The sequence below is a fragment of the Enterobacter cloacae complex sp. 277I4 genome (assembly GCF_050031465.1).
GTDB lineage: Bacteria > Pseudomonadota > Gammaproteobacteria > Enterobacterales > Enterobacteriaceae > Enterobacter > Enterobacter cloacae.
On sequence record NZ_JBLGWC010000001.1, the window covers coordinates 4,888,379 to 4,908,151 of the forward strand.

At 55.6% G+C, this 19,773-nt stretch carries 20 protein-coding genes; 4 read left to right on the plus strand and 16 right to left on the minus strand.

Annotated elements, in window-relative coordinates:
* Window positions 1–35: 35 nt before the first annotated feature.
* Window positions 36–527 carry a transcription/translation regulatory transformer protein RfaH gene (gene rfaH, locus ACQG19_RS23785; RefSeq protein WP_013099234.1) on the plus strand — a complete coding sequence of 164 codons (492 nt, stop codon included), beginning with the start codon at window positions 36–38 and terminating at the stop codon, window positions 525–527.
* Here the strand turns inward: rfaH and tatD are convergent.
* From tatD to udp, 9 genes are all read right to left on the minus strand, one after another.
* Window positions 524–1,306 carry a 3'-5' ssDNA/RNA exonuclease TatD gene (tatD, locus tag ACQG19_RS23790; protein ID WP_246932780.1) on the minus strand — a complete coding sequence of 261 codons (783 nt, stop codon included), beginning with the start codon at window positions 1,304–1,306 and terminating at the stop codon, window positions 524–526. The genes rfaH and tatD overlap by 4 nt on opposite strands.
* 41 nt (window positions 1,307–1,347) lie before the next feature.
* Window positions 1,348–2,118 carry a Sec-independent protein translocase subunit TatC gene (gene tatC, locus ACQG19_RS23795; protein ID WP_013099236.1) on the minus strand — a complete coding sequence of 257 codons (771 nt, stop codon included), beginning with the start codon at window positions 2,116–2,118 and terminating at the stop codon, window positions 1,348–1,350.
* Window positions 2,119–2,120: 2 nt separating this feature from the next.
* Window positions 2,121–2,663, minus strand: coding sequence for a Sec-independent protein translocase protein TatB (tatB, locus tag ACQG19_RS23800; RefSeq protein WP_023621768.1), 543 nt, complete (start codon window positions 2,661–2,663; stop codon window positions 2,121–2,123).
* A gap of 3 nt (window positions 2,664–2,666) precedes the next feature.
* Window positions 2,667–2,921, minus strand: a complete 255-nt coding sequence (gene tatA, locus ACQG19_RS23805; RefSeq protein ID WP_013099238.1) for a Sec-independent protein translocase subunit TatA — start codon at window positions 2,919–2,921, stop codon at window positions 2,667–2,669.
* Between the two features lie 76 nt (window positions 2,922–2,997).
* A complete protein-coding gene (ubiB, locus tag ACQG19_RS23810; protein ID WP_013099239.1) occupies window positions 2,998–4,638 on the minus strand; it encodes a ubiquinone biosynthesis regulatory protein kinase UbiB in 1,641 nt (546 codons plus the stop codon).
* Complete coding sequence (gene ubiJ / locus ACQG19_RS23815; protein ID WP_013099240.1) at window positions 4,635–5,240, minus strand: ubiquinone biosynthesis protein UbiJ; 606 nt, start codon at window positions 5,238–5,240, stop codon at window positions 4,635–4,637. The genes ubiB and ubiJ overlap by 4 nt, the downstream gene beginning before the upstream one ends.
* Before the next feature lie 13 nt (window positions 5,241–5,253).
* Window positions 5,254–6,009 carry a bifunctional demethylmenaquinone methyltransferase/2-methoxy-6-polyprenyl-1,4-benzoquinol methylase UbiE gene (gene ubiE / locus ACQG19_RS23820; RefSeq protein ID WP_013099241.1) on the minus strand — a complete coding sequence of 252 codons (756 nt, stop codon included), beginning with the start codon at window positions 6,007–6,009 and terminating at the stop codon, window positions 5,254–5,256.
* Between the two features lie 66 nt (window positions 6,010–6,075).
* Window positions 6,076–7,533 carry a DNA recombination protein RmuC gene (rmuC, locus tag ACQG19_RS23825; protein WP_246932782.1) on the minus strand — a complete coding sequence of 486 codons (1,458 nt, stop codon included), beginning with the start codon at window positions 7,531–7,533 and terminating at the stop codon, window positions 6,076–6,078.
* A 138-nt stretch (window positions 7,534–7,671) separates the two neighbouring features.
* A complete protein-coding gene (udp, locus tag ACQG19_RS23830) occupies window positions 7,672–8,433 on the minus strand; it encodes a uridine phosphorylase (RefSeq protein WP_003860792.1) in 762 nt (253 codons plus the stop codon).
* Window positions 8,434–8,688: 255 nt separating this feature from the next.
* Between udp and ACQG19_RS23835 the strand changes: the two genes are divergently transcribed.
* Window positions 8,689–9,495, plus strand: coding sequence for a dienelactone hydrolase family protein (locus ACQG19_RS23835; RefSeq protein WP_013099243.1), 807 nt, complete (start codon window positions 8,689–8,691; stop codon window positions 9,493–9,495).
* Between the two features lie 59 nt (window positions 9,496–9,554).
* Here ACQG19_RS23835 and metE read toward each other — a convergent pair whose 3' ends face one another.
* Window positions 9,555–11,816, minus strand: coding sequence for a 5-methyltetrahydropteroyltriglutamate--homocysteine S-methyltransferase (gene metE, locus ACQG19_RS23840; RefSeq protein WP_246932784.1), 2,262 nt, complete (start codon window positions 11,814–11,816; stop codon window positions 9,555–9,557).
* Between the two features lie 115 nt (window positions 11,817–11,931).
* On the opposite strand from metE, the gene metR reads away from it, so the two are divergent.
* Window positions 11,932–12,885 (plus strand): HTH-type transcriptional regulator MetR, encoded by a 954-nt coding sequence (metR, locus tag ACQG19_RS23845; protein ID WP_013099245.1) that lies wholly within the window; start codon window positions 11,932–11,934, stop codon window positions 12,883–12,885.
* Here metR and ACQG19_RS23850 read toward each other — a convergent pair.
* From ACQG19_RS23850 to pldB, 3 genes are all read right to left on the minus strand, one after another.
* Window positions 12,773–13,672: a carboxylate/amino acid/amine transporter gene (locus ACQG19_RS23850; protein ID WP_023621553.1), complete on the minus strand. Its 900-nt coding sequence runs from the start codon at window positions 13,670–13,672 to the stop codon at window positions 12,773–12,775. The genes metR and ACQG19_RS23850 overlap by 113 nt on opposite strands.
* Window positions 13,673–13,754: 82 nt before the next feature.
* On the minus strand, window positions 13,755–14,555 hold the full coding sequence (gene yigL, locus ACQG19_RS23855) for a sugar/pyridoxal phosphate phosphatase YigL (protein WP_013099247.1): 801 nt from the start codon (window positions 14,553–14,555) through the stop codon (window positions 13,755–13,757).
* Window positions 14,556–14,580: 25 nt separating this feature from the next.
* On the minus strand, window positions 14,581–15,573 hold the full coding sequence (gene pldB / locus ACQG19_RS23860; RefSeq protein WP_013099248.1) for a lysophospholipase L2: 993 nt from the start codon (window positions 15,571–15,573) through the stop codon (window positions 14,581–14,583).
* Between the two features lie 111 nt (window positions 15,574–15,684).
* Between pldB and rhtB the strand changes: the two genes are divergently transcribed.
* Window positions 15,685–16,305, plus strand: a complete 621-nt coding sequence (gene rhtB, locus ACQG19_RS23865; protein ID WP_013099249.1) for a homoserine/homoserine lactone efflux protein — start codon at window positions 15,685–15,687, stop codon at window positions 16,303–16,305.
* On the opposite strand, the gene rhtC is transcribed toward rhtB, so the two are convergent.
* From rhtC to pldA, 3 genes are all read right to left on the minus strand, one after another.
* Complete coding sequence (rhtC, locus tag ACQG19_RS23870; protein ID WP_014833703.1) at window positions 16,302–16,922, minus strand: threonine export protein RhtC; 621 nt, start codon at window positions 16,920–16,922, stop codon at window positions 16,302–16,304. The genes rhtB and rhtC overlap by 4 nt on opposite strands.
* A gap of 61 nt (window positions 16,923–16,983) precedes the next feature.
* On the minus strand, window positions 16,984–18,813 hold the full coding sequence (gene recQ / locus ACQG19_RS23875) for an ATP-dependent DNA helicase RecQ (RefSeq protein ID WP_029883130.1): 1,830 nt from the start codon (window positions 18,811–18,813) through the stop codon (window positions 16,984–16,986).
* Between the two features lie 90 nt (window positions 18,814–18,903).
* Complete coding sequence (gene pldA / locus ACQG19_RS23880; RefSeq protein ID WP_013099252.1) at window positions 18,904–19,773, minus strand: phospholipase A; 870 nt, start codon at window positions 19,771–19,773, stop codon at window positions 18,904–18,906.

Here is a 19,773-nt window from a genome sequence, read left to right on the forward strand (position 1 = left end):
TATGCTTGCGCCCGAAACTAAGGGAAAGAGTGATTATGCAGGCCTGGTATTTACTGTATTGCAAACGCGGGCAACTTCAGCGCGCGCAGGAACATTTAGAACGTCAGTCTGTAAATTGCCTGACACCCGTGATCACGCTTGAAAAAATGCAGCGCGGGAAGCGCACAACCGTCAGTGAGCCGCTATTTCCGAACTATTTGTTCGTGGAATTCGACCCGGAAGTGATCCACACCACCACCATCAGCGCCACGCGCGGCGTCAGCCATTTTGTTCGTTTTGGTGCGCACCCGGCAACGGTGCCGTCGACGGTGATCCATCAGCTTTCGGTTTATCAACAACCTGAAGATATTACCGACCCGGAAACCCCGTACGCGGGAGACAGTGTCGTCATCACCGAAGGTGCCTTCGAAGGCCTGCAGGCGATTTTCGCCGAGCCGGACGGTGAAGCACGCTCCATGTTATTGCTCAATCTGCTTAATAAGCAGGTGCTACAAAGCGTGAAAAACACCGACTTCCGCAAAGTTTAAAAATCAATGCCAAACAGGCGACGCACGTTGTCATCCGTCTGCGCAGATAACCCGTGCGGATCCTCTCCGCGCCACTGCGCCACGCTCGTGACAATATGCCCCAGCCATGCCGGTTCGTTACGTCGCGATGCCGGTTTTGGTTTGATATCACGCGGCAATAAATAAGGCGCGTCGGTTTCGAGGAGCAACCGGTCGGCCGGGATCACCGGCAACAGTTCGCGAAGCTCCAGCCCGCGGCGCTCATCGCACACCCAGCCGGTAATCCCCAAATAAAGCCCACGATCCAGACAGTCCAGCGCCTCCTGACGTGAACCGGTAAAACAGTGCAGCACCGCGCCTGGCAGTTTATCCAGCCAGGGATCCAGCAGCGCGAGGAAGCGCTCATGCGCGTCGCGACAGTGCATAAACACCGGCATTTCAAGTTCGGCCGCCAGGGCAAGTTGCGCCGTAAACGCTTTTTCCTGCTCGGCAGGGGTGGAAAAATTGCGGTTGAAATCGAGCCCACATTCCCCGATAGCCACCACTTCGGGGTTTTTCGCCAGCCTGTGAATGATTTGAGCGCTCTCCGACGTCCACTGGCTGCTGTCATGAGGATGCACGCCCGCGGTAGACCAGCAACGGTCGTAGCGTTGGGACAGCTGTTGCGCCTGCTCGCTTTCATGCAGGTTGGTGCCTGTCAGCAACAATCCTTTTACGCCAGCGGCAAACGCGCGCGCCACGACGTCGTCGCGATCTTTGGCAAACTGTGAACTGGTCAGGTTAAGTCCAATATCAAACATGCAATTCCCCATATGACAACCGCCCTGACGGGCGACTGGTTTTACTCTTCAGTGCTCTTTTCAGAGACGTCGTCTTCGTCCTCTGATCGACGCCCTTTCCCCACATAGAAACGTGAGAAGAAGACGCCTACCTCAAACAGACAGTACATCGGTATGGCCAGCAGCGTTTGCGAGAAGACATCGGGCGGCGTCAGCAGCATGCCGACCACAAATGCGCCGACCAGAATATACGGACGCTTTTTACGCAGGTCTTCTGGTGTGGTTACACCCACCCAGCAAAGCAGCACAATCGCAACCGGCACTTCGAACGCCACGCCGAATGCCATAAACAGCGCCATCACAAAGCTGAGGTAGCTGGCAATATCGGTCGACACCTGTACCCCTTCCGGCGCGGTATGCGTCAGGAAGCCAAAGGCCAGCGGGAAGACCACGAAATAGGCAAACGCCATGCCGATATAGAACAACAGCGAGCTGGAGACCAGCAGTGGGATCACCAGTTTGCGTTCATGCTTATACAGAGCGGGCGCCACAAACGCCCAGATCTGATACAGCAGGATGGGTGCAGAAGCGATCAACGATACCCAGAACGTGAGCTTAATGGGCGTAAAGAACGGCGAAGCAACGTCCGTCGCGATCATCGTTGCGCCCAGCGGCATCTGCTTTATCAGCGGCGCGGAGACAACCTGGTAGATGTCGTTGGCGAAATAAACCAGGCATAAGAAAATAACGAAAACCGCAATAATGCAGTTTAACAGGCGCTTACGCAGCTCAATGAGGTGCGTAATGAGCGGTTGAGTATCATCTACTGCCATGTTTACGCTTTATCACTCGACGAGGGGGATGATTCGGTAACAGGCGCGGCGGGCTTTGCTTCAGCCGCGTTGACCACAGGGTCTTCCGGCTGCGCCTGTTTTTTCAGTTCAGGTTCCTGCGGCGTATGTTCAGGCGCGGTGGCCTGATGCTCCGCGCTGGCAGGCGTTACGCCCTCGCGCTGCGCTTCACTATTTTTCACCACCGGGTTATGGATGGTGTTCGCTTCATCGCTAGCTTTTTCAGGATCGTTAACGCTGTACGAGCGCTTCATGGATTCTGCCGCTTCGCGCAGTTCATCCATGGAGGCTTTCAGTTCCGGCGTCAGGTTATCCATGCTCGCCTTCTCAACCTTTTTCAGGCTTTCCTGAAACTCCTGCAGCTTAAGTTCCTGCGCCAGCTCGTTCTGTACGGTGGATGCCAGCGAACGAAGCGCACGCACCCACCCCACAACCGTTTTTACTGCAACGGGTAAACGCTGTGGCCCCAGCACGATGAGGCCAATCACAAAGACCAGCAGCAGCTCACTAAAACCAATGTCGAACACGACTTACACCTGCTCTTTATCGTGGCGTTTAGCGTCTTCCTTTTTGGCATCTTCTTGCTTGTCGGAGATGGATTTAGCAGTAAAGTCAGCGTCCTGGCTGGTTTTATCCTGCTTGCTCTCATCATCGCTCATTGCTTTCTTGAAGCCTTTGATAGACGCGCCCAGATCGGAACCGATAGAACCGAGCTTTTTGGTGCCAAACAGCAGCACGACGATGACGGCAATAATGACTAATTGCCAGATACTGATACCACCCATACATATTCCTCAGAGATAGATGATTAATTAGTCAGACCGCATTATACGTATGCGACCTGGTGATAGCGATGCCTCTTCAGCGCGTCTTTCTCCAGCCAACGAACCAGACCACTATTCCGGCAACCATTAGCCAGGCGGGCATCATCTGCCAGTCCGGACGGTTGATTAACAACAACGTACCACTGAGCAGCAGGGTTGCGCCAATGCCAAACAGATAGCGAGACTGGCCCTGGCGTACGCGGTTCGACTGAAGCTCGTGGGCGATTTTATCCATGCTGAGCTGAAGGTTCTTGCTCTGACGCAAACTGTCATACACCAGTTCAGGAAGTTCCGGCATTTTTTCAACCCAGAACGGGGCTTTCTCTTTGAAAGCCCGCACCAGAGCCGGAATGCCAACCTGATCCTTAATCCAGGATTCCAGGAACGGTTTCGCGGTCTTCCACAAGTCTAACTGAGGATAGAGCTGTCGACCTACACCTTCAACGTAAAGTAATGTTTTCTGAAGTAAAACAAGCTGTGGCTGCACTTCCATATTGAAGCGGCGAGCGGTGTTAAACAGATTCAGCAACACGTGACCGAACGAGATTTCTGCTAGCGGTTTTTCAAAAATCGGTTCACAGACGGTACGGATGGCAAACTCAAACTCTTCGACATTGGTGTCCGGCGGAACCCAACCTGAGTCAACGTGCAGTTCAGCCACTTTACGGTAGTCACGATTAAAGAAGGCGATAAAATTCTCCGCCAGATAACGCTTATCTTCTTTATTGAGCGAGCCGACAATACCGCAATCAATGCCGATATATTGCGGGTCGTCCGGATGCTCATAGCTCACAAAGATATTGCCCGGATGCATGTCTGCGTGGAAAAAGCTGTCGCGGAAGACCTGAGTAAAGAAGACCTGTACGCCACGTTCGGCCAGCAGCTTCATGTTCGTTCCCTGTTTCTCCAGGGCCACGACATCCGAGACGGGAATACCGTAAATACGTTCCATGACCATCATGTTCTGGCTGCAGTAGTCAGAATAGACTTCAGGAACATACAGCATCGGGCTGTTTTCAAAATTGCGCCGTAGCTGAATGGCGTTTGCCGATTCGCGCAGCAGGTTTAGTTCATCGATCAGCGTTTTTTCATATTCCCGTACCACTTCCAGCGGGCGCAGGCGGCGTCCGTCAGGGAGCAGACGCGGAACCCAGCGCGCCAGACGATAGATAAGCTTCATGTCCGCTTTGATGATCGGCAGAATATCCGGGCGGATAACTTTGATAACGACTTCTTTGCCATTCTCTTTCAGACGCGCGGTATGCACCTGGGCAATGGAGGCAGAAGCCAGCGGCTGAATGTCGAAATCGTCGAACCAGGTCTCAACAGGAATATTGCCCATCGCCTCTTCGATCTGTTTTTTCGCGCGCACGCCGTCAAACGGGGCCACGCGATCCTGCAGCAGTGCCAGCTGATCGGCAATCTGGGGCGGGAAAAGATCGCGACGGGTCGAGAGCATTTGGCCGAACTTAATCCATACCGGGCCCAGCTCCTGTAGCGCCAGACGCAGGCGTTCACCCAGTGGCTGTCCTTTGTGGCGATTAGGCATCCAGAACAACATCCGCCGCCAGATACGAAGCGGCAGCGTGATACGCATTTTGGGGATAAGCTCGTCGAGCCCGTAACTCAAAAAGGTGTGGACGATAAAATAGAGGCGCCGAATTTCACCAGGCGTCATTTGCCCTCCAGTTTTTCCAGCCGTTTGGTTAACGCATCAACCGCACGTTCAACAGCCGCAGTCTCTTCCGCGAACCAGGCTACTTCCAGCTGTCCGGGGGCCATACGCCACTCTTCGGTCAGCACCTCTGCCGCATAACGCTGCTGACGTTGCAGGCTTTTACGCAGGAAGGCGGTACCACCATGCAGGGCTTTGCCGATCCCTTCCGCTGCAATGTCGCCAATAAATGGGGCAAGCAGTTCCGCCGGGTCGAACTCGGCCAGATCGCTGAGCGCAACGAAATTTTGTACAACCTGAATGTCGCCTTCCACTTCCAGCTCACCGCTTCGGATCAGCGCCGTCAGTTGCTGGCGGTCACGCAGTTTTGGCAGCACGCTCATGCGCGTGATGACAGAGCAGTCGGCGTCTCCTTCCCACTCCCCCAGAACATCAAGCTGGCGTTCGCTGAAGACCAGCACAAGCGGCGTCGAGAACTCTTTTAAAACGATCCGCAATACCTTCCCGTTAAGTCGCTGCCGCGCGGCTTTTAGCGCTGGCGCACGATAGAGAAAGGCATTCAGTACATTCTCGATGCCTGCGGTGACTAAGGGTTTAAAGGGCACAGGACACCTCCACTCAGAACTTATAACCGCGATGCAGTGCGACGACACCCGCCGTCATGTTGAAATACTCAACGTTTTCAAACGCCGCATCCTGCATCATGGCCTTCAGGGTGTCCTGATCCGGGTGCATGCGAATGGATTCCGCCAGATAGCGGTAGCTTTCTGCGTCGTTTGCCACCAGTTCGCCAATACGCGGCAGAACATGGAATGAATAGGCGTCGTAGGCTTTGCTCAGTGGCTCGATAATCGGTTTGGAGAACTCAAGCACCAGCAGACGTCCGCCCGGCTTCAGCACGCGATACATTGAGCGCAGCGCTTTTTCTTTATCGGTGACGTTACGCAGGCCAAAAGAGATAGTGATGCAGTCAAAGGTATTGTCCGGGAACGGCAGCGCCTCGGCGTTTGCCTGCACATATTCCACATTCCCCACCACGCCGATGTTACGCAGCTTCTCACGCCCCATTTTCAGCATGGAGTCGTTAATATCAGCCAGAACAACACGCCCGGTTTCACCCACCAGACGGGAGAATTTCGCGGTCAAATCGCCCGTGCCGCCGGCAAGGTCCAGTACCGTTTGTCCACGACGCACACCGCTACAGTCGATGGTGAAGCGCTTCCACAAGCGATGAATGCCGAATGACATCAAGTCATTCATCACATCGTACTTCGCCGCCACGGAATGAAATACGTGGGCCACCATGTCAGCTTTCTGCGCTTTGGCGACAGTCTGAAAGCCAAAGTGCGTTGTGTCTTGTGAATCGTCAACCATCTCAGAGCCTGCTTATCAGTAAAATGTTCGTGAAGTGTAACAGATTGGGCGCGTTTGCCCTACGTTTCAACCACCACGTAAGAAACGCGCCAGATGCGGGTCTGGCGATAACTCTGCCGCTAACTCGTTGTCTTCACTGTCTCTCTTTTGTCCATCAGCGCCTTCGCGCAGGCGAAACTCTTCGTCCTGTGCCGTGGCTTGCTCAACCAGTTCCGGATTAATCTCGCGTTTAACCTCCACCCCCAGGCCGCGGAAGGCTTCGGCTTGCGCCAGCAGATTACCCCGCCCGGAGGCGAGTTTTTTCATCGCCTGGCGGTAGTTGTCCTGCGCGCGGTCCAGGCTTTGCCCGACCGAGGACATATCATCCACAAATAGGCGCATTTTGTCGTACAGCTTGCTGGCGCGATCGGCAATCTGCTGCGCGTTGCGGCTCTGATGTTCATAGCGCCACAGGTTGGCAATGGTGCGTAACGCCACCAGCAGCGTGGTGGGGCTGACCAGCATAATGTTGTTTTTCAGCGCTTCAGTTATCAGTTCCGGCTGTCTGTCGAGTGCCAGCAGAAAAGCAGGCTCTACCGGGATAAACATCAGAACATAGTCAAGCGAGCGCAAACCCGGCAACTGCTGATAGTCTTTTCTGCCCAGCAGACGAATATGGTTCCGCACGGAGGCAATGTGCTCCTGCAACGCCGATTCGCGGGTGTAGTCATCCTCCGCGTTGAAGTAACGCTCATAGGCCACCAGCGTCATTTTGGCATCAATCACCACATCTTTACCCTGCGGCAGACGCACGATGACATCTGGCTGCATTCGCGAGCGGGCATCGTTTTCTATGCTGACCTGGGTTTCGTATTCATACCCTTCGCGCAGTCCAGAGGCTTCCAGCACCCGCGTGAGGACGACTTCACCCCAGTTACCCTGCGTTTTGTTATCCCCTTTCAGGGCGCGGGTTAGGTTGACCGCTTCCTGCGCCATTTGTGCATTCAACTGCTGCAGATTACGAATTTCGTGTGCCAGGGTGTACCGCTCGCGGGCCTCCTGACCAAAGCTGTCCTGCACCTGACGACGGAAACCGTCCAGTTGCTCACGCAGAGGCGTCAGGAGACTGTTCAGACTCTGGCGGTTTTGTTCGTCAACGCGGCGGTTGCTGTGCTCAAAAATGCGGTTCGCGAGATTCTCAAACTGTTCGCTGAGGCGCTGCTCGCTGTTCATCATCTGGCGGATTTTGTCTTCCGCATGCAGTTGAGTGGATTCCAGGCGGGTCGTGACTTCACGGAGATCGGCTTCCAGTGAGGTGTTGATATCACGCAGATTGCGCAGTTCGTTGTTGAGTAACTCGCACTCGTCTCGCCAGTGTTCACTCAGCGCAAGTTGCTGTTTTGTCGCGCTTAACTCGGCGACTATCTCTTCACGCTCTGCCAGCTGATCGGCCTTTTGCTGCGCGTGCTGATAGCTGGAAATCAGCCAGCCTATCGCCACGCCCGCGAGCGCAATCACCGCGTAAATCAGGATTGAGAGATCCACAATGCCCCCTGCATCAACGTATTACCGCACAAAATAAGATTGTGCTGTATAAACGTCCAGTTTGAAAGGGTTTTCCTGCTAGGCGCTACGCAAAAAATAAAGGCCGAACGTGTCGGCCTTTGATGTCAGAAGAGAGGATTAGATCAGACGACGGGCCGCTTCAACCACGATTTTTACCGCATGACTTTCGGTTTGTTTCATGGTTTCGGCGTTCGGGATTTCCTGCTGGGTACGGTTGACGATTACCCCCGCCACCATACCGGCACGCAGACCCTGGCTTGCGCACATGGTCAGCAGCGTTGCGGATTCCATTTCATAGTTCATCACGCCCATAGACTGCCACTCTTCCATAGAGCCTTTAAAACGGCTCACCACACGGCCAGAGAAGGTGTCGTAACGCTCCTGACCCGGGTAGAAGGTATCCGACGAGGCGGTTACGCCCACGTGCGTGGTTGCGCCAACGGATTTCGCTGCTTCAACCAGCGCCGTCGTACATTCAAAATCGGCAACCGCCGGGAATTCCATTGGTGCAAAGTGCAGACTCGCCCCGTCCAGACGCACGGACGCGGTAGTCACCAATACATCACCCACGTTGATATGCGGCTGGATCGCACCAGTCGTCCCGATACGCAGGAACGTCCGGATGCCCAGCTGCGCCAGTTCTTCAACGGCAATGGAGGTAGATGGGCCACCGATACCGGTAGAGCACACAATCACGGCCTTACCATCCAGCTCTGCACGCCAGGTGGTGAATTCACGATGGGCTGCCAGCTTAACCGGCTTATCCATCAGCGCGGCGATCTTTTCCACACGCTCAGGATCGCCCGGGACGATCGCAAGCGTAGCCCCTTGTAAATCGTTTTTGGTGAGGCCGAGATGAAAAACATCAGACTTAGACATAGGTGACTCCTCTGTGGGTCGGTTAGTCAGAAGAAGTAAAACGGTACTTTACAGAAGCGATACGCATAATTTCGTGACACATCTCACCATGAATGAAAATGATTGCAGTAGATTTCCATAAAAAAGTGATTTACATCACATTAACAAGTTATATCGTGGTGTGCTGCACAAAAGATAGACCGTTTAAGGCACTGTGGGTTGTTAACCTGGTGTCTATATTTACCTTTGCGCTAACTCATTGGTACGGAGAATGCCATGACTGAAAAAACCGGTTTTGCACCTGCTGCGGCTCCGCATGCCTCAACCATCGTCTCAACGCCTGAAGACGCCATTACGGCGGGAGAGACCTCCATTCCCTCGCAGGGGGAAAATATGCCTGCTTACCACGCGCGACCAGCATCGGCAGACGGTCCGCTGCCGATCGTGATTGTGGTTCAGGAAATTTTCGGCGTTCATGAACATATTCGCGACCTCTGCCGCCGACTGGCGCTGGAAGGTTACCTGGCCGTTGCGCCAGAGCTCTATTTCCGTCAGGGCGATCCGAACGACTACAGCGATATCCCAACGCTTTTGAGCAACCTGGTCAGTAAAGTGCCGGATGCACAGGTGCTGGCCGATCTGGATCATGTTGCCAACTGGGCGGCGCGTAACGGCGGTGATGCGCATCGACTGATGATAACGGGGTTCTGCTGGGGCGGACGCATTAGCTGGCTGTATGCCGCGCACAATCCGCAGCTGAAAGCTGCTGTGGCCTGGTACGGTAAACTGGTGGGCGAAAAAACGCTGAACTCGCCAAAACATCCGGTTGATATCGCCACAGACTTAAATGCCCCGGTGCTGGGACTGTACGGTGGTCAGGACACGGGTATTCCACTCGATACGGTAGAGACCATGCGCCATGCGCTACGCGCGGCGAATGCGAAGGCCGACATTGTCGTGTACCCGGATGCCGGACACGCGTTTAATGCCGATTATCGCCCGAGCTATCACGCGGAATCAGCCAAAGATGGCTGGCAGCGGATGCTGGCGTGGTTTAGCCAGTACGGCGGCAAGAAAGCGTAAACATAAAAGCCCGGTGGCGGCGATGCCTTACCGGGCTACATAATGGGATCAACTCTGTCTTAACCCTGACGCAAATTCTGCGCCGCTTTCACCATATTCGCCAGCGCCGCGCGGGTTTCCGGCCAGCCGCGGGTTTTCAGACCGCAGTCCGGGTTCACCCACAGGCGCTCTGCCGGAATGCGCTGGGCGGCTTTCTTCAGCAGGGCTTCGATCCACTCCACGCTCGGCACGTTCGGGGAGTGAATGTCATATACGCCCGGCCCAATTTCGTTCGGATAATCGAACTCTTCGAATGACTCCAGCAGTTCCATATCTGAACGCGAGGTCTCGATGGTGATCACGTCGGCATCCAGTGCGGCGATGGAATCCATGATGTCGTTAAATTCGCAGTAACACATGTGGGTGTGGATCTGCGTGTCGTCCTTCGCCACTGCGGCATTGATGCGGAACGCTTCCACACCCCACTGCAGGTAGGCGTCCCAGTCGCTGCGACGCAGCGGTAATCCCTCGCGCAGGGCCGGTTCGTCAATCTGGATGATGCCAATCCCCGCCGCTTCCAGATCCGCCACTTCATCGCGCAGCGCCAGCGCAATTTGCTTCGCGATGGTTTCACGGGTCACGTCCTCACGCGGGAAGGACCAGCAAAGAATGGTCACCGGACCGGTCAACATGCCTTTTACCGGCTTGTCGGTCAGGGACTGGGCATATTTAGCCCATTCGACGGTGATCGGGTGCGGACGGCTGACGTCACCGATCACCACCGGTGGTTTTACACAGCGGGAACCATAGCTCTGTACCCAGCCGTTTTGGGTAAAGACGAAACCGTCCAGATGTTCACCGAAGTACTCCACCATGTCGTTACGCTCTGCCTCCCCGTGAACCAGCACGTCCAGGCCTAAGCGCTCCTGCTCCACAATCGCCTGTTTGATATGTTCCGCGATGCCGGTGCGGTAGTTGGCCGCATCAAGGTTGCCCTTTTTGAAGTCCAGGCGCAGGCCGCGGATCTCGGTAGTTTGCGGGAAGGAACCGATGGTGGTGGTTGGCCACGCAGGCAAGTTGAAACGGGCGCGCTGGGCTTCTGCACGCACTTCATACGGGCTTTGACGCTGGCTGTCCTGCGCGGTGATAGCCGCCAGACGTTTTTCCACCGCCGGGTTGTGAACGCGAGACGAATGACGACGGGCCTGAATCGGAGCGCTCCATTCGGTAATCGCCGCCGTGTGGCCGCTGTTCAGGGCGTCACGCAGCAGAGTCAGCTCTTCACATTTCTGCAAGGCAAAGGCAAACCAGCTTTTCACTTCCGCATCCAGGCGGGTTTCAACGCTGAGATCGATAGGGCTGTGCAGCAGTGAACACGAAGAGGCCACCCATAGCTCACGTTTGCCGACGATGTCTTTAATCTGAGCATATTTTTCTGTCAAATCGGCGCGCCAGACGTTACGACCGTTTACCAGCCCGGCAGAGAGCAGCCACTCCGCTGGCAGGCGCTTGTGCAGTTCTGCAACATCATCTTTTCCATGCACCAGGTCAACGTGCAGGCCCTGCACTGGCAATTTGGTGATGGTGCCGAGGTTCGGCGTCACACCTTCAAAGTAGGTGGTAAGCAGCAGCTTTACCTGCCCGGTCAGTGCATCGTAAGCCGGTTTGAAGGCATCGAGCCACGCTTGCGGCAGCTCGAGCACCAGCGCCGGTTCGTCGATTTGCACCCACTGAATACCGCGTTTGCCCAGCTCAATCAGCACCTGTTTGTAGACCGGCAGGATATCCTTCAGCAGGCTCAGACGATCGAACGGCTCGCCTTTGACTTTCCCTAACCACAGGTAGGTCACTGGCCCCAGCAGCACCGGTTTCACCTGGTGCCCCAGTGCCAGCGCTTCGTCCACTTCATCCAGCAACTGGGTCCAGGTCAGTTTGAACTGCTGACCTTTAACAAACTCCGGCACCATATAGTGATAGTTGGTGTTAAACCACTTGGTCATTTCCGCCGCTGCCGCTGGCTCACCGGTTGGCGCACGGCCACGGCCGATGCGGAACAGCGTGTCGATATCTACCGATCCATCGTTGTTCTGATGACGAGCCGGGACATTGCCAAGCAGCAGGCTGGTCGTCAGAACATGGTCGTACCAGGCGAAATCGCCCACCGGCAGCAGGTCTACGCCCGCCAGTTTTTGCTGCTCCCAGTGGCGGGCACGCAGTTCGCGGCCCACTGCCAGCAGCTCTTCACGCGTGGTGTTTCCTGCCCAGTAGCTTTCTTGTGCTTTTTTTAGCTCGCGACGAAGGCCAACGCGAGGGAAACCGAGAGTGTGATTGCGGATTGTCATGTCATGCCCCTTGTGAAATTCGTTATTTAGACGTCCAGATGTTTACACATCTATAATTGGCAGGTACTGTATATTCCTCAAGCGCAAAATGTTCATGGCGAAGTGAAGGACTTTCATGATCGAGATAAAACACCTGAAAACGCTACAAGCGTTGCGAAACTGCGGTTCTCTCGCGGCGGCGGCGGCCTCACTGCACCAGACTCAGTCCGCCCTTTCTCACCAGTTCAGCGATCTGGAACAACGTCTCGGCTTTCGTCTTTTTGTGCGTAAGAGCCAGCCGCTGCGCTTTACCCCCCAGGGCGAGATCCTCCTGCAGCTGGCAAATCAGGTGCTGCCGCAAATTGCCAGCGCGCTTCAGTCCTGCAATGAGCCGCAGCAAACTAAATTGCGTATCGCCATTGAGTGCCACAGCTGTATTCAGTGGCTGACCCCCGCGCTTGAGAACTTCCGCCAGAAGTGGCCGCAGGTAGAAATGGACTTTACCTCCGGCGTGACGTTTGACCCGCAGCCGTCACTCCAGCAGGGCGAGCTGGATCTGGTGATGACGTCAGACATTCTGCCGCGTAGCGGCCTGCATTATTCGCCAATGTTCGATTATGAGGTGCGTCTGGTGCTGGCACCGGATCATCCGCTGGCCAGCAAGACGCGTATCACCCCGGAAGACCTGGCGACTGAAACGCTGCTGATATACCCGGTGCAGCGCAGTCGCCTGGATATCTGGCGCCATTTCCTGCAGCCGGCTGGCATCAGCCCACAACTGAAAAGCGTGGATAATACGTTGCTGTTGATTCAGATGGTTGCCGCCAGAATGGGCATCGCGGCGCTGCCGCACTGGGTGGTAGAGAGTTTTGAACGCCAGGGCCTGGTGGTCACCAAAACCCTGGGAGAAGGACTGTGGAGCCGGCTGTACGCCGCCGTGCGCGATGGCGAGCAGCGTCAGCCGATCACGGAAGCGTTTATTCGCTCAACGCGGAACCACGCGTGCGACCATCTTCCGTTTGTGCGGAGCGCGGAGCGACCCAACGGCGATGTACCCACAGCGAAGCCAGGATCACCGCTCCCCCAATAAGGAAACTCGGCCAGTGGGGCTGTTGCTGCCAGATAGCAAGGTTTACCAGTAGCCCCGCGGGCACGTGCACGTTGTTCATGATGCCCAGCGTACCGGCGTCTACCTGAGTTGCGCCATAGTTCCACATGAAGTACCCCAGCCCCGAGGCCACCACGCCCAGCCAGACCAGAATGCCCCACTGCACGGTAGTGGTAGGTAATTTTTGCGGGTTACCCAGCATAAACCAGGCTGCGACCGCGACCACCGCCGCCCCCATATAGAACCAGGCAAACGCGTTGTGCTGCGGCATCGGGCGGGTTTCCATCAGGCGCTTGTAGCCCACCATACCAATAGCGAAGCTGATGTTTGCTAACTGCACGAACATCAGGCCGGTCCAGAAGTGATCGCTCACTTTATCGTAGCGAATAATCGCCGCGCCAATCACCGCCAGCGCTGCGCTCAACAGATAGCCCCAACGCAGACGACGCCTGCTGAGCAGGTCGTAAATCAGCGTGATATAGAGCGGCGTCAGCACCGTAAAGAGCAGGAACTCCGAGACGGACAAGTAGATATACGCCCGAAAGCTAAACAGATACATGATGCCGAGCTGCATCGCCCCCACCAGCATATACAGCAAAACGGTTTGCAGGGATTGTCCGCGCGTACGCAAAAAGGGCAGGAACACCAGCGCCGCCAGCCCCACGCGCATCAGCACCGAGAAATAGCTGTCGACCGATCCGGCAAGGTATTCGCCAATCAGGCTAAAGGAGAAGGCCCACAGGATAGTGGTGATAATGAGTAGCGCCACAATGCTTGTCTCTCAGAAAGAAGGAGAGGCATTGTAGCGAACTCTTTAGTTGACAACTGAGCAATAAACAACCAAATGAAGATTATTCAAGGAACAGCTTGCGCAGATATTTTGGTACCGCATTGTCTGCGTTGGTGCCGATCACTTCCAGCTCCGGGTGCAGGTCTTTCAGGCGCTGGTGCGCGTTCTGCATGATGCAGCCTTTACCCGCCATCGAGAGCATCTCAGCATCGTTCATGCCATCACCAAAGGCGATACAGTCTTTCAGCTCAAAGCCCATGCGTTTGGCCACCGCTTCCAGAGCGTGCCCCTTGGAAACGCCACCCGCCATCACTTCCAGGCAGGTCAGCGTTGAGAAGCTTACGTTGACGCGATCGCCCCAGCGGGCGTTGATCGCCTGCTCCAGCGGCAGCAGTTCTTCGTGACTTTCGCAGGTAAAGAAAACTTTGCTGATCCCTTCCGGCTCGAGCAGACCTGGCTCATACAGGGAGTAGTTAAACACCGCTTCTTTGAAGAAGCGCATCTCTTCCGGACGGTGGCGGTTCATGAACCAGTCATCGTCGCGGTAAACGTTCGTGACGATAGCCGGATTATTGTGCACCACACCGAACAGATCGGCGGCAATATCGCGATCCAGGTTGTGGGTAAAGATCAGATTGCCATCGGTGTCGTGAACACGCGCACCGTTGGAGGTGATCATGTACGATTTAATCTCAAGATTATCGCGGATCTGCCCCACATCCACGTGGTGGCGCCCGGTGGCAAACACAAAGTGCACGCCACGGGCAGTCAGCAGCTTTAAGGTCTCTTTCGCGTACGGCGACAGGGTGTGGTCGGGGGAAAGCAGCGTGCCATCTAAATCAGATGCAACAACCTGGTACATAGGAAAATTTAACCTCAATAGAAAATCAGTTATGCCGGTCGAAAAACTCGACGATGGCGTTAAGCGCGACTGAGCGCATAGCGTCCTTTTCAAAAAGGATCTCATGGTACGCGCCGTTGATGACCAGCGGTTTACCCCCTTCACAAGGGTGACCGGCGGCAGCGCGCAGTTCACAGAAACGGTCATGCATGCGGTTATCCACCACACGCTCTTCTTCAGCCTGAATCAGGAGTGTCGGCGTGTCATCATCACCAACGCCCGCCAGAACCTGCTCCCCGGCATGTATCCCCTCCCGCACCCAGTGCCAGGTGGGGCCGCCAACGCGCAAGCGAGGCTCATCGGCATAGAAGCGCAGGTTGCGGCGATAACGCTGACGGCTATGGGTTAAGACGTTGAGGGCAAACGGCAAAGCCCGCCAGCGCCCTGTTCCGATGGCGTAGCCTTCACGAATGCGCTGATGGCCCTCAGCCCAGTCGAGAAGATGGCGCACCATCCAGTCCGGAAAACGTATCACAATGCCATACATCGGCGCGGTCAGCGCAATGGCATCGCACTGGTGATCGTAGCGCTGCAAAAAGAGCGTAGAGATCGCGCCGCCCATGGAGTGCGCAAGAATATAGCGCTTACGCCACGGGCCAGGCTGCACTTCCTGCTGCCAGAAGGCGGCAAGATCGTCGACATAATCGCTGAAGTTATCTACGTGGCCACGATGGGTATCCGGCAACATTCGACCAGAAAGCCCCTGCCCGCGATGATCGATAATTAACACGTCAAAACCCAGATGGAACAGGTCGTACGCCAGCTCGGCATATTTGATGTAGCTTTCGATACGCCCGGGGCAGACCACAATCACCCGGTCATTTTTTTCATCACGGAAACGAACAAAGCGTACCGGGATATTCCCGACGCCCGTAAACTCATCTTCCTCACGCTGACGCCAGAAATCGGTCAGCGGCCCCATGGAGAAAGCAGCAAATGCGTTTTCTCGTGTTTCCCAGTCCTTTTTCTGCTGCAACATCGGGTTTCCACCCCCCGTCATTCAGGGAATATCGTTTTTTTCGTAACTGGTCACAAAATGACTCAACAATAGCGTATTGTGGCATAAAAACAGACGATTCGGGAGTTTCAAATGACCTTCGAGTGGTGGTTCGCTTACCTGCTGACATCCATCATCCTCAGCCTGTCACCGGGTTCGGGGGCAATTAATACCATGACAACCTCCATTAACCACGGTTATCGCGGGGCGGCAGCATCCATTGCCGGTTTGCAAACCGGACTGGGGATTCACATTGTGCTGGTGGGCGTGGGTTTAGGGACGCTCTTCTCCCGCTCGGTGCTGGCCTTTGAAGTGCTGAAATGGGCCGGTGCGGCGTATCTGATTTGGCTCGGCATTCAGCAATGGCGCGCAGCAGGCTCAATTGACCTCAACACTCTTGCCCGGACGCAAACGCGCGGTCGCCTGTTTAAGCGGGCGGTGTTTGTGAATCTGACCAACCCAAAAAGCATCGTTTTTCTGGCTGCCCTGTTCCCACAGTTTATCGTCCCGCATCAGCCGCAGGTCATGCAGTACGTAGTCCTGGGCGTGACCACCATTGTTGTCGATATTATTGTGATGATTGGCTACGCGACGCTGGCGCAGCGAATTGCAGCATGGATTAAAGGGCCTAAGCAAATGAAGGCCCTGAACAAAGTGTTTGGTTCGCTGTTTATGCTGGTTGGCGCGCTGCTTGCGTCAGCGCGTCATGCTTAGCGAGAGATAATAAGGTGAATACCAAAGCCGGCGAACAGAGCGCCGGCGAAGCCGTCAATCCACTTCGCGATGCGCTGATAGCCACGGCGCATCGCCGGTAAGGCAAACAGGCTGGCAACAACGGTGAACCACGCAAACGTCTCAACCACAATCAGCAGGAAGATGCCCCAGCGTGCACCCGCCCCCACGCTGTCGCCCACGAACAGAGAGAAGACGGAACCGAAATAGATAATCGCTTTCGGGTTCGCCAGGTTGGTCAGCAGCCCTTTCACAAAGCTACGGCCGCCCGTTGCCAGCTCAACTTTTGGCTCTTGCGGTTTTTTCTCTTCTTTCTTCAGCGCTCCGCGCAGCATCTGGTAGCCCATCCAGCACAGGTACAGACCGCCACCAACCATGATGATGTTATGCAGCCACGCCATCTTCGCCAGGATCAGGTTCAGGCCAAGCAGCGCCACGGCCGCCCAGACCATAACCCCCATAGTAATACCCAACACGCCCATCATTGCTTCTTTGCGGGAGCGGCTGACGGCGGTTTGTGACACGAAGAAAAAGTCAGGGCCCGGGCTCATCAGCGCAACAATGTGCACCAACGCCACGGTAAGAAATAGCATTAACATAATTCGCTCGCGGGGAAATAATTCAGTGAGTCATCATCCTGGCACTTTTTTGCGCGGCTGACTACTCCTCATCATCACCATCGACATGTGAACGGATGAGCGCCATGAATTCTTTACCAAAGCGCTCCAGCTTGCGCGTGCCCACGCCGTTGACGCTCAGCATTTCGCTGGCGCTGAGCGGCATCTGCTCGGCCATCTCGATCAGCGTCGCGTCGTTGAAGACCACATATGGCGGAATGTTCTCTTCATCGGCAATCGCTTTACGCAGCTTGCGCAGTTTGGCAAACAGCTTGCGGTCGTAGTTGCCGCCGTAGGATTTCTGCATCACCCGCGGTTTCAGGGCCACTACGCGCGGCACGGCAAGCTTGAGTTCAACATCCCCACGCAGCACCGGGCGCGCGGCTTCGGTGAGCTGAAGCGCGGAGTGCTGGGCGATGTTCTGTGTGGCAAAACCGAGGTGAATCAACTGACGAATAATGCTGACCCAATGCTCGTGGCTCTGGTCTTTGCCAATACCGTAGACAGGCAGCTTATCGTGGCCCATGTCGCGGATACGCTGGTTATTGGCGCCGCGCAGCACTTCCACCACGTAGCCCATCCCGAAGCGCTGATTAACACGGTATATGGTCGAAAGCGCCTTACGCGCGTCCATCAGGCCATCGTACTGCTTTGGCGGGTCGAGACAGATATCGCAGTTGCCGCACGGCTCCTGACGCCCTTCACCAAAGTAGTTGAGCAGCACCAGACGACGGCAGGTCTGCGCTTCCGCAAACGCGCCCATGGCGTTGAGTTTGTGACGCTCGATATCCTGCAGCTGTCCCTGAGGTTTCTCTTCAAGGCAGCGGCGCAGCCACGCCATATCGGCCGGATCGTAAAACAGCATCGCTTCCGCAGGCAGACCATCACGGCCGGCGCGGCCGGTTTCCTGGTAGTAGGATTCGATATTTCGCGGAATGTCGAAGTGCACCACAAAGCGGACGTTGGGCTTGTTAATGCCCATGCCGAACGCCACCGTCGCCACCACAATCTGCAGGTCATCACGCTGGAATTTTTCCTGCACGTCGGCGCGGATGTGGTTTTCTAACCCGGCATGATAGGCCGCCGCGCTAAAGCCGCGGTTTTGCAGACGCGCAGCGGTGTCTTCCACCTTCGCGCGGCTGTTGCAGTAGATGATGCCTGACTTGCCGCGCTGCTCCTGCACATAGCGCAGAAGCTGATCCAGCGGCTTGAATTTTTCCATCAGCATATAGCGGATGTTCGGGCGGTCGAAGCTGCTGACCTGGATCAGCGGGTCGTTCAGCCCCAGCAGGCGGACGATATCCAGCCGCGTGGTGTCATCTGCCGTGGCGGTCAGCGCCATAAACGGCAGTTCAGGGAAGCGCTGACGCAGCTGACCAAGTGCCGCATATTCCGGGCGGAAATCGTGACCCCACTGCGAGATACAGTGCGCTTCATCAACGGCCAGCAGAACGGGATTCCAGTGCGCCAGATGGTCGAGGAAGTTATCCAGCATCAATCGTTCTGGTGCGATATACAGCAAGCGAACCTGTCCGGTACGGCAACCGGCCATCACCTCTTGCTGCTGCTCGCGGGTTTGCGTGGAGTTAAGACAGGCCGCCGCCACGCCGTTGGCGAGCAGCTGGTCAACCTGGTCTTTCATCAGAGAAATCAGCGGCGATACCACGACCGTCAGGCCATTAAGTACCAGCGCGGGCACCTGATAGCAGAGCGATTTACCGCCACCGGTCGGCATTACCACCAGGCAATCACGGCCTTCCAGCACGGTTTCAATGATGGTTTCCTGGCCAGGACGGAACTGCTGGTAGCCAAAGGTTTCATGCAAAACCTGTTTAGCCAGCGACTCCTGATTCAATACTTCCGCCTGCGCCACGTTAACCCCATATGCCAGAAATGAAACAGGCGCTATTTTCAGCGCCTGAGAGAGAAACTTCAACGTTTAACGCAAAAACATTCGAGCGTCTTAGAAAATATCGTTCAGCATCACGCCGACACCCACGCGGGTCTGATTGAAGTTGTAATCGATGAGCGACTCGCCGTAACCGCTGTAGACCTGCGTATAAATACGCACGTGTTTGGTCATCGGGTAGCTTAAGCCCACTTCTGCGCCGCCGTAACCGGTGTTCCAGTTGTACTGGCCCCTGGCGCTCAGCACCGCATCACCCAGCTGATAGCCAATCCTGAGCTGATAGTAGCCCATATATTTGGTGATATCCGGGTTGTCATCGGTGCTGCCCACCACGTACCACGGCTTCACTTCCACCATCATATTACCGTTTTGCGCCATCAGGCGCGTATAGGCGCGGTTCCAGCTACGTGAGGTTGGATCGGAACGGCCGTTGGAGTCATGGTTGAAGCCCACTTCAACGTCACGCAATGTCCAGCCTGCAAACTCATAATCCGTGGCGAACCCCAGGAACAGCTGTGGCTCATAGTTGGTTTCACGGAACGGTGAAGATTCACCGCTGTTGGAAAGCTGCCACCAGGATTTCTGGGTATAAGACGCACCGAGAACCGAATTCGGCCCCAGAATGCCGCGCCAGAACGGAAATGCGAGGCTGAGCTGATATTTCACCTCATCTTTGCGCGCATTCTCAGCCCAGTCATAGGAGCGAATCGCCTCTTTGTTGAGATCGCTGGTCCAGGTATAGAGCACATAGTTGGTGTCGTACGGGTAGAGCGTGAAGGGATTATCATGCTCCTGCAGCAGGTTAGCGATAATGCTACCGCGAACTGCTGGCGTATCATGCACCTCTTTGACTGTCGCTTCCTGCGCATAGGCTGTGAGGGGCAGCGCAACCGCTGCCAGTAACCCTGCCAGATACGTCCGCAT